Consider the following 17,189-nt stretch of genomic DNA (forward strand, 5'->3'; position numbering starts at 1 on the left):
GAGCGTAGAGAACTCCATGATCACGTGGACCCGTGCCCGCACTGCATCGACCCCGCCGGCTGGGCCTACAGCAGCCGCCTATTGCCGGTCGGTCTAAGGCCGTGCTCTTCCTGGCCTGGCTCAAGAATGGCGGCCGAACGATGGTCTGCCGGCGCGGTCAGAATGGCCTACGCAGCCGAGGTGGCCCGTCGATCATGAGCTGCAGTGCTATCAGGCTTCGGTGCGAAGCCACGTGTCGCCAGCGCGAAGCCACAGAAGACCGTCACGACCCTGACCGCAGCGCATGACCACCCGTCCGGGCACTCGAACCTTGCGCCGCTCGGTCACACTCCAGGCATCACCATCCAACTCAGCTCGCACCACTTCGGTTGACCTCTGGTTGTGAACGCGCTTGGTCAGGACCGCTCGATGGTCCCGCACGGCGAACCCGTCCGGGTCACGCACGGGGCTGGGCCAACTGGTCACCTCACCGGTCGACGGGGTGATCCGCGTCAAGAACGTGCCTCCCCGCCGACTGCCCGAATACCAGATCAGCCAGACCCGGTCCCCCTCGGTGGCAGCGGTGCATCCCTCCAAAGGCACGTCAGGAAGGCGACCTTCCGGAGCCCAGGTTGCCCGACCGTCGGCACTCCAGCCGGCAAGACCGGCTGCAGACTCCGGATGCCCTCCGTAGATGCCTTCGTCTCCGTAAGCCGTCCAGATCGATCCCCCGCGATCGGTCACCAGAGCAGGGATGTCGTCGCCGATGCAGAAGGTGGCCTCTTGTTCACCACTTTCCAGAGAGAACACCACAGCGTTCGGGCCCCACGCTCCCGACTCCTCCTTGCGCGCCCGACCGCTTGCTATGAGGAGTCGGGACTCTGGGAGAAGAGCGATGTGGCTCGGCCTGACCGGGGCGTCCTTGATCGGTCGACGTTGAAGCGACCCGTCAGCCTGGCGAATCACGAGCGCCGCATCGAATGGGACCTGCGGGCCCCATCCCACCCAACCCTTCACGTAGCGGCTTCGGCGTAGGTACTGCCGATGGACGAGCAGAACAGCCAGCTCCCCCGTCGGGCCAGCGGTCCACCACAGAGGGCGTCGTCCCGCCCAGAGTTCCGTTGCAGACGGCTTCCAGACCCTCAGCATGTCGACCGTCGACACCTCATCCCCCTGCTTTCGGCCGCAGCACCCGAACGTACGCGCTGATGAGAGGAGTGTATTGATGCCAGAACAGGCATTTGCCCCGACGTCGCACAGCCATCTGCCGGCGTACGCGTCGGTGTCCAGGCAGGTACCCGCGAACATGCTCACTGCGTCGTACACGATGACAATCCAGCGTCCCGCCTTGGCCGGCGAAGCCAAGTCCGCCGACCTACGCCCCCGGCGGTATGGCCGGCGAGGGAAGGTCGAGAACGCGGGCGAGGGCAGCTGTGACGGGAGCGCAGTGGCCAGGCAGGTGCCTGGAGGCCCAATCGGCTGCCACCGTCAGGAAGTCGGCCAAGGCGCGCTCGGCACCGGCGAGCAGGTGGCGGAGCTCGGCGACGGACAGCTCGATCACCGGACTGTCGCTCTGCTCGGCGTTGACAGTGAGCCGGACGGTGTCGCCGAAGCGCTCCGCAACCGGTGACACGGGGTCGTGGCCGAAACCGAGCAGGCTGCCGTCGTCGACGAACTGGGGCCAGTCGCGCCAGTCCTCCAGCCCACCACCCCGCGGTGAGTTCACGGACGCTATTCCGCACGGTCGAATATCCGAACTTGCCGATATTCGCCAACGGCATCGACGCCAACAACCGGCGTGTGCACAGGGCGTTCCTCGCCTCCGTGCGGGTCCTCGGGGAAGGCGTCGACATCACGGGCGACCGCGGGGTGGAGGCGATCTGCTTCGCCGACACCCGCGGCTCGCAGGTGGAGATCGTGCAGAACATCGGCCGCGCGCTCCGCTTGAATCGCGACGGCTCCACCAAGGTGGCCAGGATCATCGTGCCGATCTTCCTGGAGCCGAACGAGGACCCGACCGACATGGTCGCCAGCGCCTCGTTCCGCCCCCTTGTAGCCGTTCTGCAGGGCCTACGCAGTCATGATGAACGACTTGTCGAGCAGCTCGCCTCCCGCGCCCTCAGTCGGGGCAAGCACGCCCGCAAGGTCCACGTGCAGCGCGATGAGGAGGGCCGGATCGTCGGCGCAGACGGCGAAGGCGACGGCGAGGACCAGGAGCACGACGCCACCCAGGCCGCCGCCGAATCAGCCCTGCTCCACCTCTCCACTCCCCGGGATGCGGCGACGATCGCCGCTTTCCTGCGCACCCGGGTCTACCGGCCGGAGTCACTGGTGTGGCTGGAGGGCTACCAGGCCCTGCTGCGCTGGCGGGCGGAGAACGAGATCACTGGGCTCTACGCCGTTCCCTACGACGTGGAGGTCGAAGTCGGGGTGACGAAAGAATTTCCGCTTGGGCGATGGGTCCACCAGCAGCGGAAGGCGCTGCTGGCCGGGGAGCTGGAGCCGCGGCGCAAGGAGCTGCTGGACGCCCCCGAAGCCGAGATGGTGTGGGAGCCGGGCGAGGAAGCCTGGGAGACCAAACTCGCCGCGCTGCGGTCCTACCGGCGGACCACCGGGCGCCTGGCCCCGCGCCAGGACGCGGTCTGGGGCGAGGGCGACGCGATGGTGCCCATCGGGCAGCATGCGGCCAATCTCAGGCGGAAGGGCGGCCTCGGCAAGGATGCCGAGCGGGCGGCGGAACGCGCGCAGCAGCTGACGGCGATCGACCCCGACTGGGACTGCCCGTGGCCGCTGGACTGGCAACGCCACTACCGCGTCCTCGCCGACCTCGTCGACGCCGACGGCGTCCTGCCCGAGATCCAGCCCGGCGTGCTGATGGACGGTGACGACATCGGGCGGTGGCTGGAGCGACAGAAGCAGCCGGCCACCTGGGCGCAGCTGTCCACCGAGCAGCAGGAACGGCTGTCCCAGCTGGGCGTACAACCACTGGAGGCACCGTCTCCCGCCCCGTCAGCGAAGCGTACGACGAAGGGCCCGAGCAGGGCAGAACAGGCGTTCCAGCGGGGAGCAGTTGCCCTCGCCCAGTACATCGCCCGCCGAAGGCCACCACCGCGTCCCCAGGACCCACGCAGAAGAGATCCCAATGGAGGGCGAGGCCGCGCTGGCAGTCGTGAAGCTGGGCGTATGGGTGCCCAACACCAAGAGCCGTCGTGACAAGCTTGCCCCCGAGCAGCGAGCCGTACTAACCGAACTGGGCGTGGAATGGGTATGAACGGCCTGTCCGTCATGGTCTTTCTCGCCGTACGCACAGGGCCGGCCGCCCTACCCTTCGATGGCTTGATGAGGACATGATGGGAGGGGGTGGTCAGGTGATCGAGACCGTGTTGCGCAGTGAGGACTTACCGGTAGCCGATCGCTTCGCGTGGTGGCGGGAGATGACGTCACAGACGCTCACGCCCACGGAGATCACCAGCGACCACGCCGACGACTTCCGCGCTTGCTTCCGGCTGCTGGAGCTTGGGGCCGCTCAGGTGTCGGTGCTGTCGTATCCGTCGTTGCGCTCGCGTCGCACGCCGGCGCTGGTGCGTCGCTCCGATCCCGAGCTGTACCACCTGGCCCTGACACTGAGAGGCTGGCAGAGCATCTCCCGTTGCCGGCGTGACGCGTCAGTGGGAGTCGGGGATCTGTTGCTGTACGACAGCTCGCACCCGAGCGACGCCTCGGCCTTCTCCGACGGCGGCGGTGCAGTCGAGGGGATCGTCGTTAACGTGCCCCGTGCGGCGATCCCTCTCCCTGCGGCGAAGGTGGACCGCCTCCTCGGTGCGCCATTGCCGGGCGGCAACGGCATGGGGGCCCTCCTGTCACAGTTCTTGATGCGCCTGTCACCTGAGTCCGACTCCTGTCGGCCGCAGGACGCCATGCGACTGGGCGGGCTCACCGTGGACCTGATCACCGCGTTCCTCGCGCACCACACCGACACCGAAGACAGCGTTCCACCCGAGAGCCGCCGGCAGTCGCTGATGGCCGGTATCCACTCCTTCATCGAACGCAACCTGGGCGACCCGCAGTTGTCGCCCGGCGCGATCGCGGCCTCCCACCACATATCCGTGCGGTACCTGCACCGGCTGTTCCAGGCTCAAGGCGTGACCGTGAGCGCGTGGATCCGGCAGCGGCGCCTGGAGGGCTGCCGACGGGACCTCGCCGATCTGCAACTGTCCGACAAACCCATCGGCTTCCTGGCCGCACGCTGGGGCTATGTCCACGCTTCCGAATTCACCCGCGCATTCCGCAGAGCCTACGGGATCCCGCCGAGCACGTATCGGCAAGAGGTGCTCCACGGCAAACAGTGCACCGACCGCCAACTCCGGGCATCCAGGGGACCGGCGATCTGATGCCCAGGTAGCAGAAAATACCGGCGGCTGCAGCCTGCGCGCAATCGACTGTCTGGTCCTGCATTTGCGGTCGGTTGACTGGGTAATCGGGGCGTCTGCGGGCGTCCCTGCACCGGGCTGCAGAAATCGGGCTCTCAGGAGAGAGGACTGGCGGGTCAATGATCTGGACGGCGTTTTCGACGGAACACCTGTCGGGAACCGAACGATTCAACCGCTGGGAAGCAATGATCTCCCAGGCCCACTTTCGCACCACGATGGCCAGCGATCACCTGGATGACTTCCTCGCCAGCTCCCAGGCACTGAACCTGGGCGACATCCAGACCTTCGCGCAAAGCTACCCGCCCATGCACGCGCGCCGGACCCCGGCGATGATCCGGCAAAGTGATCCGGAGGTGTTCCAGCTGTGGCTCACCGTCCGGGAGGTCGGACTCAGCCAGTCGGGCCGGCACGTCGACGTCGGCGAGGGCGATCTGGTGCTCTACGACTCCTCCCGGCCCTGCCACGCCTGGACCGCCGCCCATGACCGCCCCGACGTCTCCTCACTGATCGTGCAGATACCCCGGGACAAACTGCCCCTGCACTCCAACACCCTCGACCGGCTCACCCTGACCCGCATCCAGGGACAGACAGGCATCGGCGCACTGTTCCGCCACTACCTCACCGACCTGATGAACCACGCGCCCCAGTACGAAGAATGCGACGCGCCCCGCCTGGCAGGCGTCACCCTGGACCTGCTCAGCGCCATGCTCGCCCAGGCCGCCCGGACCGAGAACCTCCTGCCGCCCGAAACACAGCAAACCGTCCTGCGCACACGGGTCAACGCGTTCATCCAGCAACACCTAGCCGATCCCGGCCTCACACCGGCTGCCATCGCCGCCGCCCACCAGATCTCCGTCCGCTACCTCCACCAGCTCTACCAGGGCCAGGCGACGACGATCGCCGACGGCATACGCCGCAGCAGACTGGAACACATCCACCGCGACCTGGCCGACCCCCGCCTCAACGCCCGGTCCATCAGCGCGATCGCCGCACGCTGGGGCTTCCCGGAGTCGACACATTTCAGCCGCGCCTTCAAGGCGCTGTACGGCACCACCCCACGCGACCACCGCCACCAAGCCCAGCACCGCGGGGTGTAGGCGGTGCGCTGAGTGCCAACAACCGTGCACGCAATGCCAACAACCAGGTGAACTTGTCAGGCATGCTCACGCCAGAAGTGAAAGACCGGTTGGCAGCGGGACGAATACAAACCGTCATCGCGAACCGGCCACGATCAAGAAGTAGGAGAACGATGAGGTTCAGAACCAGGATTGCCCTAGCCCTAGCAGCCGTCCCCGCCTTGCTGGCGCTGGCCACCGCGCCTGCCAGTGCGGCCGGAGGGCACTACGACCTCACCGGCTGGGAGGGGGACATCGCCGGCGCCTGGGCCAGGGGAGAAATTTGGCAGGCCTCGGACGGCCGCTGGCACCTGAACGGCACGCTAACAGACACCGGGAATAACGACGGGAAGGGCGCAGCCTTCAGGATTGAGGCGTGGTACGCGGACGGCGGCATACGGTACGAAGAGGTCTGGAACACCAAAGGCTACGGCGCGAACGTGGCCATCGGTGAGTTCAACTTCGCCTCCAGCTTGCGCGTCCTTTACCTTCAGGAATGCATCCTGGTCAGGAAGGCCGACGGTAGTATCCATGTTGGCTACTGCTCAGGATCCCGAACCGTTTGGTCCACTGTGCCTAACTGAGGTTCCCGACTTGTATTGGCCGTAGCGGAGCGCGGTCGGGTTGGCCGCTCATAGCGTTCCGTTAGCCTCAATACCAGTGACTTAAGGGATTGAATCCCAGCTGCGTGGGATCTTGGTCGGTGGGTTGATCGAGGCTGTGCGCCAGTGCGGGGCGATGGTCACGGCCTCGGCCGGGCTCCGGTCGGGCTGTGGCGGGCGTCGGTGTTCGTCGCGTTTGACGCCGAAGTTGGACATCTTGCGTTTGATGACACGGGGGTTGAAGCGCCTTCGGCGGAGGGGCAGCAGGCGCCGGGCTATCTCCCGCAGGCCCTCGGTGAGGGCCGTTGCCAGGCGGTCAGGGGGAGAAGGCCGCCTGCGCGGTGACCTGGCGGCGTGCGAGAGGGATGCTGCGGGTGAAGGAGAGCCGGTCGGTGTCGAGTCGGGCGGCGTCCGCGGTGTCGTGCATCAGGCTGCGGATGGCGTAGTGGACCAACAGATGGCCCCAGATCTCCTGTTCGACGCCGTCGGGTGAGCGTGAGCGAAGGACCTGGGCGGGGCCGCGCTGGTGGGCCTTGAGCTCGTCCAGTGCGGTCTCGATCTCCCATCGTTCGTGGTAGAGGGTGGCCAGGTCGGTGGCGGACGCGGCCTCGGGGTCGAGGATCGTGGTGATCAGCCGGTAGGGAGCGTCCTGTTCGGGGAATCCGGGGCCTTGCAGGGGGTACTCGACGACCCGCACGGTCGTGGGGTCGGTGCGTTTGCGGTGGTCCTTCTCGGCGACGATCTCCGACAGGTAGGAGCCGTCGGGAAGTTCCTCGCGCACCGGCAGCACCTGGTGGGAGCGGATCCGCCACAGCAGGTCCGCGCCGCCGGCCGAGGCCGCCCGCCACAGCTCCAGACCGCTGAACCCGCGGTCGGCCAGCAGCAGATCGCCCTCGTCGAGATGGCCGAACAGGCTGCGGGCCAGGGCCGGTTCGGATGATGACAGCGGCCCCAGGGCGGCGGCGGTGATGGCATGGGTGCCGCACTCGGCCAGGGCCACCATCCGCACCTGCGGATAGGCACACCGCTCGGTGCGATGGGTCTTCGGCCGCCCGAAGTGCGCGGCGTTCGCCTCACTGTCCGGTGTGTCGAAGACCGTGCCGTCGATCGCCACCAGCCGCCACCGCCCGTATCGGGCACCCCGGGTCTCCTCGGTCGCCAACGGCCGGGCAACCGCAGCGAACAATGCCTTCAGCGGCTCCGGCCCCAGCTTCACCCGCGCCCGCGAGATCGCCGCCGTAGTCGGTACCTGCCACGAGCCCGACCACCGTTTCGCCCAGGTCAGGCCCTGCGTGAGCAGTCGCGCGACCTCCTCGTACCCCTGCCCGGAGAACAAGCACATCGCCAGCACGAAGTAGACCACCACCCGCGGCGGCAGCAGCCGAGTGCGCTGTCCCGAGCGACCGCACTCGGCAACCACACGGTCCACCAACTCCGGCGGAAACGTACGCGTCAGCAGCCCGACCGCGATCCGGTCCGACAATCGCTCATCCGTCTCCGACTTGACCTGCCCAGGGCGTGGCATCCAGGCGCCTCCCGGACGCCACGCTATCAGCCCCGATACTTAAGTCACTGGTATTGAGGCTAACGCAGGGTGTTGCCGAACGCCGGGTTCACAGCGCGATGACGTCGCCCGTATTACCGCAGACGTTGATCGGCACATTGACGGAACCTGGAGCACGTTCCCACTGAGGACTCCGGGAGAACCGATCGCGGCGCCGTCAGCATTGGCATCGGGGTGCGATCGGATGCTCGTGACCAAGGGCAGGTCCGCGGCCACACCGGGCTGGTCAACGGTCTCCAGGTCACCGGTGGCCGTGTCGTAGACCGCGACAGGGCGAGGCGTGTCGTTGACGACGGATCGGATCGGGACACCGCGTTCCGCCTGCAGTTCGGCCCATGTCGCCTGGGACCCGTTCATGCATGATGACGGGATGAACCATAGCGACCAGCGCTTCCACGTCATCGTGCTGTCGAACTTCGCGAAGGGCTTCGACAAGTACGCGTACGCTTACGGTAAGGCGGGGATTCCGGAGAGTACCTATCCCGACCGGTTCCACCTGCTGACCCGTGCGGAGTTGGGAATCGGCATCGGCAAGGCGCGACGCTTGCTGGACCGTCTGGCCATTCCGGGCGACCGGCTGCTGGTGCTGGAAACCATGGTGGACCCCGACAAGCTGGTGCCCAACGTGTCGACCGGCCTCGGCATGGAACTGCACGAGGCTCGCATCCGGTTGTCAGCAGTCCACGAGCTCGACCAAGTAGGCGACGAATTCACTCTGCGCCCGACAACCGTCGAGGATGCGATGGCGGCCTCCCTGCACCTGCACGGATCGGCACAGCGTCGCTACGCCGACACGCGACCGCGCTCGGTTTCGCTTCTGCCGGTCGCCTCCGCCTGCCAAGCCCGGTGCTCGTTCTGCTTCTCCTCGGCTTCGATCTCCAGCGACCAAGCGCCGGCACGCGTCCCGTGGGACGCGGTCGCCCACTGGCTGGAGCGCGCCCGTGCGGCGGGTGCCGAGCGGGCAGTGATCACCGGCGGCGGGGAGCCCACGCTCATACCGTTCGAACAGCAGCTGCGACTGGTGTCCGCCTGCTCGGCGGCCTTCCCCAAGGTCGTCCTGATCACCAACGCGCACACCCTGGCGAAAGGCCAACACGCTGACCGGGCCGACCGCCTCGCAGCCCTGAGCGCCGCAGGCCTGAGCGTGCTGGCGGTCTCCCGGCACCATCACGACGACGCCGTCAGCGAGCGGCTGATGATGCTGCGCACACCGGTGAGCTCTGTGATCGACACCTGGCGCGTGGAACGTGACCGCTGGCCGGGGCTGCGGATGAGGCTGATCTGCGTGCTCCAGCACGGCGGCGTCGCCGACGCGGCCCAGGTCGCCGACTACCTTTCGTGGGCCGCGGCTCTCGGTATCGAGGAAGTCTGCTTCAAAGAACTCTACGTATCCACCAGCACCGAGTCGCTCTACTTCGACCGCGCCGCCAACGTCTGGAGCCGACAGCACCAGGTTTCGCTGTCCATCGTCACCCGGTTCGCCGAGCAGCACGGCTTCGAACTGGCGAGCCGCCTGCCCTGGGGCGCGCCGGTCTACCACGGCAGCTGGGACGGACGGCCGATGCGGATCGCCGCTTACACCGAGCCCAGCCTGCTCTGGGAACGGACCAGCGGGATCGCACGCAGCTGGAACGTCATGGCCGACGGACGCTGCTACGCCTCCCTGGAAGACCGGGCCAGCGAGATCGTGCCGGAAGGTGCAGCGGCATGAGGTTCGAGGAGTTCCAGGAATTCCGGCAGCGGCAACTCAGTGCTTCCTCATCGCTTCTGGACGCCGCCGAGACCAACGTGTACCGGGCGCTTGCTCCGATGCGACCGGAACCACCGACCGACATGAGTACGGTGCACCGGTGCGATCTCGCCCGTGCCTGGCTGCGGCGCTTCGAGCTGCCGGAAGAGTGGTCCGGCCACGCCATGGTCTGTCGAGGCATCCGGCACGGGCTCGGTGTGGTCTTCCACTGGCTGCGCGCCGTGCAAGCGCGGTTGTGGCTGCCCAGCGACGTGTACCCGGTTTACTTCGAGCTGGCCCGCGCTGCGGGCCTGGAACCCGCGTCCTACCCGACGCTGCCGGCGCCGGCCCTGCCGAGGTCGCCGGCGGACCACCGGCCCGAATACCTGCTGCTCGCCAACCCCAGCAAGCCGCTCGGCCGATACCTGTCCGATGCCGAGTGCGCCGCGGTGATTTCGTGGTTGCGGGAATCACCACGCCGCCGCCTGCTGATCGACAGCGTCTACGACCTGGGAGCCCCGTTCGCTGCCGGCACACGGCGATTGCTGGACACCGGTTGTGCGGTCCTGCTGCATTCGGTCACCAAGGGATGGCTGTGGCCACGCACGTTCGGCGTGGTCCTGCTGGGTTCGGCGCAAGCCGAATTGACCGAAGCGTTCCGGGCGGATCCGCCGACGTCGCCACAGCTGAGACTCGCCGACCGTCTGCTGACCGAGCACAGCGACGTGCCCCGGCAAGTCGTCGATGAACTGGCCGCACGGGCTGAGCGGCTGTTCGAACGGCTGCCGGACGAAGTGCTCGGGGCGATTCCCACGGCAAGCCGGACTTGTCCCGGCAACTACTTCTTCCCGGTTGAAATCCCAGCGCAGACGCTCCAGCGCGAGTGCGGCGTGCTCGCCACGCCGGTCAGCGTGTTCGGGGAGAACAGCTGGTCCGGCTCCATCCTGACCAGCCTTGCTGACGCTTTCCGCCCGACGCCGGCAGTGGCACGACGAAACCACTGAAGGACCTGAAGGACCTGGCCGTATACGACGATGCGGACTTCTACGATCAGGAGTTCAGCGCGTCCAGACTGTCCATCAGGGCGGGCAGCCGGTCGTCGCGGACGGCGACGACCAGGTCTACGTCGGATAACCGGTCCGCGGTGCCGGTGGCGAGCGACCCGCGCACCAGCAGGTGCGTCACGGCCGTGGTGGCCGACAGGGCCTGGACCAGGTCGCCCAGGACAGCGAGCTGCGCAGGCCGGTGAGCGTGAGCCAGCTCCTCCAGCGGTGTCAGTTCGGTGGGCGGAAGAACGGCGGTGGGCATGCGGTGTCCTCTCAGGTGAAGGGGCCGGGGTCAGGGGCGGGCGAGCAAGTGCGCTTTCGCCGCCCGCCACCGGCTCACGTCGGCGTCCGCGCGGCGGCCCGCGTGGAGTTCGGCGATCAGGTCGTACGCGCCGCCTTCCGGCAGGGCGTAGGTGTAGAAGGCGCGCAGCAGCGTCTGTTCCGCCGCGCCGGTGAAGCCGAACTCCGCGAGCTGTCCGGCTCGTTCCAGCAGCCCGGCCCGCTCCGCCGTCGTCATCTCCGGCAGGTCCGTCGCGTCCCCGTCGCGCAGGTGCGGCGGGCGGCGAGGGACTCATAGGCGTCGTCCGCGTAGACGTCGGCGATCAGGTGGAGCCGGTCCGGGCCTGTGGTGTTGCAGACTCCGTGGGCCTGCGAGGGCGTCAGCCGCCACAGCGCCCCGGCCGCCATGTGCACCCGGGCGCCGGCGGTGACCAGGACGGCGGAGGGGTTGGTGACGAGCGGGATGTGCAGGCGGTGCCGGTCGGTCTCCCACAGTTCCGCGTAGTCGCGGTGTTCCCACAGGTAGGAGTGCGGCTCCAGTCGGGCCAGGCGCACGTACATGAAGTTCAGCCCCAGCGAGTCGAGGAACCGCGCGGTGGCCGGCATCTCTTCCAGCAGGGAGGTGGGCTGGGGGCGGCCGTCGCCGATGACGACGTCGTGCGGGTCACCGGAGTCGGAGTGGTTCATCAGCGACGTGGTCCACCAGCCGCCGGACTGGTACTCGCCGTACGCGACGACGCCGCGCGTCGGCGCTCCCAGCGCCTCAGCCCGCATCTGCTCGATCGCGGACTCCTCCAGGTCGGCCAGCCGGGCGACCTGGTCAAGCACCTCCGCCCGCCGGGGGCCGGTCTGCGCCGCCGTGACGGCTGCGGGGAATGTGGTCGCCATCGGGTCCTCCTGACACGTCGTCGAAGCGCGGCCTTGTCGGGCAGCCGTGCAAGGACACCGCAGGCGCGAACTGCGTCACAGGGCAGGGGCGTTGCCGCCTGTTGCGGGTGGTTGCCGCCGGTTGCCGTTCGCCTCGGGCGGCCTTCCCCTGCCCGCCGGGAGCCGGAAGACTGGTGTCGTCCGCGCCCGCGAAAGGGATGGGTCCGTGACCACTGACGCTGCCGAACGCCACCCGCTGGCCTACCTGCTGGCCGTGCAGTGCCAACGGCCCATCTCGATCAGGTCCTCGACCACCCGGCGGAGCTGGGCGGCAGTGACCTCGGCGACGTCGTCCTCGGGTCCGAGACGCACGGCGTCCAGGAGCTAGTAGGACTCCGTTAGGTCTTTCGGTCGGTGGTGTTCAGCGGCATGGTGGGTGTGTGGACGCACATGAAGTGAACCGTGCCCGGGCGACGTTGGCGTTATTCGTGGCTGACGTGTTCTCCTCGGTGCCTCGCAAGGACCAGCGGGCCAAGAGCGACTGCTATCTGCGGGGACTGATGGTGGATGGTCGCCGCAAGTCCATCCAGGCCATGGCTGCGCGGCTGCTGGACGGCAACGAGCAGAACCTGCAGCAGTTCGTGAACCAGTCGACGTGGGATCCGGTGCCGGTGCGGCGGCGGATCGCCCAGCGGATGGTGCCGAGAATCGGCCCGGATGCGTGGGCGGTCGACGACGTGTCGTTTCCCAAGGACGGGAAGATGTCGGTCGCCGTCGCGCACCAGTACTGCGGGGCCTTGGGCAAGCAGGCGAACTGTCAGGTGGCGGTCAGCGTGCACGCGGTGACCGATGCCGCCTCCGTCCCGCTTCAGTGGCGGCTGTTCCTGCCCGGGGAGTGGGACGGCGACGCCGACCGCCGGCGTCGCTGCCAGGTGCCCGATGGGGTCGGGCACCGGGAGAAGTGGCGCCTGGCTCTGGACACCTTCGACGAGTTGGCCGGGTGGGGGCTGGTGCCGCCGGTGGTGGTGGCCGACGCCGGCTATGGGCAGAACGCCGACTTCCGCGACGGCCTGAGCGAGCGGGGCATCGGCTATGTCGTGGCGGTCCGTTCGGACGTGTCCGTGCACCCCCATGACGCGCAGCCCACGGCCCCGGCGTGGTCCGGGAACGGCCGCAGGCCGCGGCCCCGCTACCGGGACAAGCCCTCCTCGGTGTCCGTTCTGGCCGCTGGTCACGGGCGACAGGCGTTCACCGAGGTGACCTGGCGTGAAGGCTCCCGCGGGCCGATGCACTCGCGGTTTCTGGCACTGCGGGTGCGGCCGGCCGGGGTCAGGTCCCGCCGCCTGGCCCAGGCCGCCGCCACCGCGCAGGAGGGTTTGTGGGACGGTGTCCTGCCCGAGGTCACGCTGCTGGCCGAATGGCCCGAAGGCGCCGAAGCACCCACCGACTACTGGCTGTCGAACCTGCCCGACGGCACCCCGGTGGCCGAACTGGTGCGCCTGGCCAAGATCCGCTGGCGCATCGAGCACGACTACCGCGAACTCAAGCACGGCCTCGGCCTGGACCACTTCGAAGGACGCTCCTGGGCAGGCTGGCATCATCCCGTCACCCTGGTCACCGCCGCCCACGCGTTCCTCACCGAACAGCGCCTGGCCCCAAAAGCCGATACGGCGGACTCACCCTCTACCAGATCCTCGACACCATTCAGGACCTGCTGAACTGCTGGACCGGCACCTGCACCACCTGCCACCGCCCCCTGCCCAGAACAGCCACCACCAGCCCACACCCAAGAACCAGAGCAACCTAACGGAGTCCTACTAGATGTGGTGTCTCATGACGTTGGTTCCACCGCAGAACCGAGCCAAAGCGATCCGCTGCCTCAGCGGAGACGACGCGCTGTAGTCCGTCGGCGTTGGTGCAGGCATTCTGGTTCCCAAGGGGGGTACGGGGGGATGCCAGGACCATTGCGTTACGCCGATGCCGTACGACTGCTCGGGGGGAACGGGCCAGTACTCGACGCACTGGACCGTGTGGTGGGCGGCGCCCTTACGACCGCTGTCGGGCCGGCACCCGAACTGGTCCTCTCGCTCTTCGGAGCCGACGCCCAACTGGCCCAACTCAGCCGCTTATTGGTGTCGAGCACTGCCGAACGAATCCAGGGCTTGGGTCGGTTCGAGCGCACGGAGCGCCTGGCCGCCGCCCACGCGGTCATCGTCGTGGCCGCCTACAGCGACGCGATGGGCCAGGTGCGGCTGCCCTTCGATGTCCGGGAACTCGACATTTCCCGGACCGACTCCGTGCGGTTCGCCACCGGTAACGTCCCCGAGTCTCGCCGCCTCACCGCCGTCGCTGACCACCTTCTGCGCTCGCACTTGCCGCTGCCCTCGCCGCACGAGCCGTATGAGACGACCCTGACCGAGCTGCGTAGCTTCTATGCTTCCATGTCAGGGCATATGGGGACCTACGTTTCCGGTCTGGCGGTCTGGGACCGGCTCTCACCATCAGCGCGTGAGGATGTGCGCGCGATCCTCTGCGATCGCATCCCGGCTACCGCACTGACCTGCTACGAGGAGTTGTTCCGTCAACTGGCCGCGGACTTCCCGGATGTGGGGGTCTGGGCCGACCGGGTTGACCACCGGGCGACCCGGGTCGCGGTCCGCCACTTGGAGGAAACCGTTACGCGGCTCTTGGACGGGGCTCTTCCGGCAGGCCGTCTGACTGTCCTACGCCGCGCCGGCGCTCTGCCGCTCGACGCACCGGTCCTGGGAGCGGAGGAGACCGCCGAGGGAATGACAATCCCGAGCCTGCGTGAGGCGTACGTGAGCGCAGACTTCCGGGTGGCAGGGTTCAGCTCGGCGGAGCGGCTGACCAGTGAGGCATGGTGGCAGCGGCACGAGGTGCGCGGTGGGCTGGACTCGTTTCTGGAGGGCTTCCTGACCGCGCCCAAGGCGGCTGAGGTACCGATCCTGCTGCTCGGTCTTCCCGGGGCCGGTAAGTCTCTTGTGACCAAGGTGCTCGCGGCCCGGCTGCCCGCCGAGGACTTCCTCGTGGTGCGGGTCCCGCTGCGGGACGTGCCCGCAGACACGGGCGTACAGGACCAAATCGAGGCCGCGATCCGACAGGCCACCGGCGAGCGGACCATGGACTGGGCGGACGTCGTTCGCGCGGCCGGCCCCGCTCTGCCGGTCGTCCTCCTCGACGGGTTCGACGAGCTGCTCCAAGCGACCGGGCTGCACCAGTCCGACTACCTGGAACGGGTAGCGAACTTCCAGCAGCGCGAGGCCGCGCTCGGCCGGCCGCTCGCCATCGTCGTCACCAGCCGCACCATCGTCGCGGACCGGGCCCGGCTGACGCCCGGCGGGATCGCGGTCCGGCTCGAACCCTTCAGCGCCACGCAGACTGGACAGTGGCTGGAGCTGTGGAACCGCAAGAACGCCGCCTACTTCAGCCGCAACGGCCTGCGCCCGCTCACCCCTGAACAGGCCCTGGCCCAGCCCGACCTCGCAAGCCAGCCTCTCCTGCTGCTGATGCTGGCGCTGTACGACGCCCAGGACAACGCCTACCAGCGGGAGTCGGGCACGCTGGCCAGCTTCGAGCTGTACGAACGGCTGCTCGCCCGGTTCGCACGCCGGGAACTGCTCAAGCACGAGGCGCGGCTGACGGACGAGGACCTGGCGCAGGCGATCGAGTACGAACTGCTGCGGCTCTCGGTGGCCGCCTTCGGAATGTTCAACCGGGGTCGACAGTGGATCACCGAAGACGAGCTTGAGGCGGACCTGGAGGCGCTGCTGCCGCAGCAGGCACCCTCGTCCGCGGGGCTGCGGGCCGCACTGACCGGGGCGCAGACGACCATCGGCCGGTTCTTCTTCATCCACCGCGCGGAGGCATTCCGCGACGACGTGCGGCTGCACTCGTATGAGTTTCTGCACGCGACCTTCGGCGAGTTCCTGGTCGCCCGACTCGTCGCGCAGGAACTCCAGGACCTGATGACGGCCGAGCAGACAGAGGCTCGGCGAGCCCGGCGCTCCCGCACCGACGACTCGTTCCTGTACGCACTGCTGTCGTTCGCCGCCTGCGCGGGACGGGGGCCGGTGGTGGCGTTCTTGGTGGAGGCACTGCGGCCGCTGCAGGACCGCGAGGAACTGCGTCAACTGCTGCTGCGGCTGTTCCACGAGTCCCTGGACGACCGGCCCGTCTCCGCCTACGCCTCCTACCTGCCGCGCCGACGCCCTGCCCCGGCATCCCCAACCTACTATCGCGCCAACCTGCTGCTGCTTCTGCTGGTGGTGGCGGAGGAGACGTCGGGGCGGGAGCTGTTCCCCGAGGCGCTAGACCCGGTCAGCGCCTGGCGGAACACGATGCTGCTGCTGGAGTCGCAGTTACATGGAGAGGAATGGCGGGCCTTGGCAGACCGGCTGCGACTGGAACGGACGTGGGAGGGAGAACGGCGCCATATCACAGTCCGACTGGAAGAGGCCCTGGATCCCGACCTGTGGGTATGGCCCCCGGTACCCAGAACGGACGACGCCCGCGTGGTAGACCCGCGCTGGATCTACGGCCACGCACCCAACAGCGAGATACGGCGCTACACCGGCTGGCTGTACACGAGCCCGAACGAAGTGACGCAGGATGCCCACCTGCAGTGCGACATCGGAACCGACGCGCTGCTGCACATGGCCCAGGCGCTGGACGAACTCGGGCTCGGCCTGGCGCTCACCAGCTACGTGGCCCTGTCCGACGGAGAGGCAGTCTCCGGGGCACGGCTCCTTTTCCGGCTGTGGTGCACGGCTGGCAACTTCTCGGCCGTGCACCGGGAAGCAGTACATGCGGCGCTGTACAACTTCGACCCTGACGCAACCGCCTTCACCAAACGCTTTCTGGCCGTGGTGCTACGCCAATGGGAGCTGGCTGGACAGCCCGTGTCGCAGGACTGGGTCAACCGGGCACACAGCCTGATAGACGCACACGCAGCCAGCGAAGCGTACGCCCATCTACTCGACGAACTGCCGCACCCACCTACCTGAATGCGACACCAACCTCATGAGATAGCACACCAAGACCATGATGGTTCTCTCGTCGGTGCGCACTGACCGCGCCGGTGCGCCTCATCCGGGCGCGCCGGGGACCCTGGCCGGTGCGCGGCTGGTGCGGGCGGTGCGCACTTTGCTCGTCTGGCTGGTGCACGCGCGGCGCGGCAGCGCCGGTTCTTGGTGCGCAGGCTTGCGCACCCGTCGGCGCGCTTCGTCGCCGACGGTGGCGAATGCCGTCCCTATCCGGCGGATCTGGTCGGCGGTCAGCTCCAGGGCCTCCAGGTCGGTGCGCAGGGCCGCGAGGTCGACCGCCGGGCGGGCCGCCGTGGGCGGCTGCTCCTGGGCGCAGAGGAGCAGCTGCTTGTGCGGCGTGGTCAGCGGGTGCGCGGCCGGTCCGTACAGCGGCCGGCCTGTGCGGCGCGCGGTGCGCAGCCGGGCGGTGAGGACGCGGGCGGCGATGACGGCGCGGTCGTGGCGCAGCGGCACGCGCGAGATGTCCCACTCCCCCGGCTCCAGCGGGAGAAAGGGCGCGGCCGCCGCCCCACGCC

The 17,189-nt window shown here is 68.3% G+C and carries 14 protein-coding genes and 2 pseudogenes; 8 read left to right on the forward strand and 8 right to left on the reverse strand.

Annotated elements, in window-relative coordinates; all coding sequences use genetic code 11:
• Positions 1-210: 210 nt before the first annotated feature.
• Together ACFU53_RS39045 and ACFU53_RS39050 are read right to left on the reverse strand one after the other, a co-directional pair.
• Entirely contained in the window at positions 211-792 is a 582-nt protein-coding gene (locus tag ACFU53_RS39045; protein ID WP_384003949.1) for a hypothetical protein, read from the reverse strand.
• A 562-nt stretch (positions 793-1,354) separates the two neighbouring features.
• Positions 1,355-1,705, reverse strand: coding sequence for a hypothetical protein (locus ACFU53_RS39050; protein WP_384003951.1), 351 nt, complete (start codon positions 1,703-1,705; stop codon positions 1,355-1,357).
• Positions 1,706-1,746: 41 nt separating this feature from the next.
• Between ACFU53_RS39050 and ACFU53_RS39055 the strand changes: the two are divergent.
• From ACFU53_RS39055 to ACFU53_RS39070, 4 genes and pseudogenes are all read left to right on the forward strand, one after another.
• Positions 1,747-3,250: pseudogene (locus ACFU53_RS39055) on the forward strand (Helicase associated domain protein); the annotation flags it as partial.
• A gap of 97 nt (positions 3,251-3,347) precedes the next feature.
• Positions 3,348-4,370, forward strand: coding sequence for a helix-turn-helix domain-containing protein (locus tag ACFU53_RS39060; protein WP_384003954.1), 1,023 nt, complete (start codon positions 3,348-3,350; stop codon positions 4,368-4,370).
• A 224-nt stretch (positions 4,371-4,594) separates the two neighbouring features.
• Positions 4,595-5,506, forward strand: a complete 912-nt coding sequence (locus ACFU53_RS39065) for a helix-turn-helix domain-containing protein (protein ID WP_384003956.1) — start codon at positions 4,595-4,597, stop codon at positions 5,504-5,506.
• A 152-nt stretch (positions 5,507-5,658) separates the two neighbouring features.
• Positions 5,659-6,108, forward strand: a complete 450-nt coding sequence (locus tag ACFU53_RS39070; protein ID WP_384003958.1) for a hypothetical protein — start codon at positions 5,659-5,661, stop codon at positions 6,106-6,108.
• Between the two features lie 334 nt (positions 6,109-6,442).
• Here the strand turns inward: ACFU53_RS39070 and ACFU53_RS39075 are convergent, their stop codons facing one another.
• On the reverse strand, positions 6,443-7,651 hold the full coding sequence (locus ACFU53_RS39075) for an IS4 family transposase (protein ID WP_384003960.1): 1,209 nt from the start codon (positions 7,649-7,651) through the stop codon (positions 6,443-6,445).
• Positions 7,652-7,710: 59 nt separating this feature from the next.
• A pseudogene (locus ACFU53_RS39080) lies at positions 7,711-7,906 on the reverse strand (chaplin).
• 154 nt (positions 7,907-8,060) lie between these two features.
• Between ACFU53_RS39080 and ACFU53_RS39085 the strand changes: the two are divergent.
• Both ACFU53_RS39085 and ACFU53_RS39090 read left to right on the forward strand, forming a co-directional pair.
• Entirely contained in the window at positions 8,061-9,401 is a 1,341-nt protein-coding gene (locus tag ACFU53_RS39085) for a radical SAM protein (RefSeq protein ID WP_384003962.1), read from the forward strand.
• Positions 9,398-10,423, forward strand: a complete 1,026-nt coding sequence (locus ACFU53_RS39090) for an aminotransferase class I/II-fold pyridoxal phosphate-dependent enzyme (RefSeq protein WP_384003964.1) — start codon at positions 9,398-9,400, stop codon at positions 10,421-10,423. The genes ACFU53_RS39085 and ACFU53_RS39090 overlap by 4 nt, the downstream gene beginning before the upstream one ends.
• Positions 10,424-10,469: 46 nt before the next feature.
• Here ACFU53_RS39090 and ACFU53_RS39095 read toward each other — a convergent pair whose 3' ends face one another.
• Genes ACFU53_RS39095 through ACFU53_RS39105 form a run of 3 tightly spaced genes read right to left on the reverse strand, consistent with a single transcriptional unit; the run spans position 10,470 to position 11,632 of the window.
• Positions 10,470-10,727 (reverse strand): nucleotidyltransferase domain-containing protein, encoded by a 258-nt coding sequence (locus ACFU53_RS39095; protein WP_384003966.1) that lies wholly within the window; start codon positions 10,725-10,727, stop codon positions 10,470-10,472.
• A gap of 30 nt (positions 10,728-10,757) precedes the next feature.
• Entirely contained in the window at positions 10,758-10,982 is a 225-nt protein-coding gene (locus ACFU53_RS39100) for a hypothetical protein (RefSeq protein ID WP_384003968.1), read from the reverse strand.
• On the reverse strand, positions 10,979-11,632 hold the full coding sequence (locus tag ACFU53_RS39105; protein ID WP_384003969.1) for an aspartyl/asparaginyl beta-hydroxylase domain-containing protein: 654 nt from the start codon (positions 11,630-11,632) through the stop codon (positions 10,979-10,981). The genes ACFU53_RS39100 and ACFU53_RS39105 overlap by 4 nt, the downstream gene beginning before the upstream one ends.
• Before the next feature lie 419 nt (positions 11,633-12,051).
• Between ACFU53_RS39105 and ACFU53_RS39110 the strand changes: the two genes are divergently transcribed.
• Both ACFU53_RS39110 and ACFU53_RS39115 read left to right on the forward strand, forming a co-directional pair.
• A complete protein-coding gene (locus tag ACFU53_RS39110) occupies positions 12,052-13,329 on the forward strand; it encodes an IS701 family transposase (RefSeq protein WP_384003972.1) in 1,278 nt (425 codons plus the stop codon).
• Between the two features lie 234 nt (positions 13,330-13,563).
• On the forward strand, positions 13,564-16,635 hold the full coding sequence (locus ACFU53_RS39115; protein WP_384003973.1) for an NACHT domain-containing protein: 3,072 nt from the start codon (positions 13,564-13,566) through the stop codon (positions 16,633-16,635).
• A gap of 81 nt (positions 16,636-16,716) precedes the next feature.
• Here the strand turns inward: ACFU53_RS39115 and ACFU53_RS39120 are convergent.
• The coding region (locus ACFU53_RS39120; protein ID WP_384003975.1) for a hypothetical protein at positions 16,717-17,189 on the reverse strand (473 nt) is incomplete at its 5' end.

The organism is Streptomyces sp. NPDC057474 (assembly GCF_042802555.1).
Taxonomy (GTDB): Bacteria; Actinomycetota; Actinomycetes; order Streptomycetales; family Streptomycetaceae; genus Streptomyces.

Bases quoted from the DNA above. Each gene is read 5' to 3' on its own strand.
- ACFU53_RS39065 (WP_384003956.1), top strand. From the start codon at position 4,595: ATGATCTCCCAGGCCCACTTTCGCACCACGATGGCCAGCGATCACCTG.
- ACFU53_RS39070 (WP_384003958.1), top strand. From the start codon at position 5,659: ATGAGGTTCAGAACCAGGATTGCCCTAGCCCTAGCAGCCGTCCCCGCC.
- ACFU53_RS39075 (WP_384003960.1), bottom strand. From the start codon at position 7,651: ATGCCACGCCCTGGGCAGGTCAAGTCGGAGACGGATGAGCGATTGTCG.
- ACFU53_RS39085 (WP_384003962.1), top strand. From the start codon at position 8,061: ATGAACCATAGCGACCAGCGCTTCCACGTCATCGTGCTGTCGAACTTC.
- ACFU53_RS39090 (WP_384003964.1), top strand. From the start codon at position 9,398: ATGAGGTTCGAGGAGTTCCAGGAATTCCGGCAGCGGCAACTCAGTGCT.
- ACFU53_RS39095 (WP_384003966.1), bottom strand. From the start codon at position 10,727: ATGCCCACCGCCGTTCTTCCGCCCACCGAACTGACACCGCTGGAGGAG.
- ACFU53_RS39100 (WP_384003968.1), bottom strand. From the start codon at position 10,982: ATGACGACGGCGGAGCGGGCCGGGCTGCTGGAACGAGCCGGACAGCTC.
- ACFU53_RS39105 (WP_384003969.1), bottom strand. From the start codon at position 11,632: ATGGCGACCACATTCCCCGCAGCCGTCACGGCGGCGCAGACCGGCCCC.
- ACFU53_RS39115 (WP_384003973.1), top strand. From the start codon at position 13,564: ATGCCAGGACCATTGCGTTACGCCGATGCCGTACGACTGCTCGGGGGG.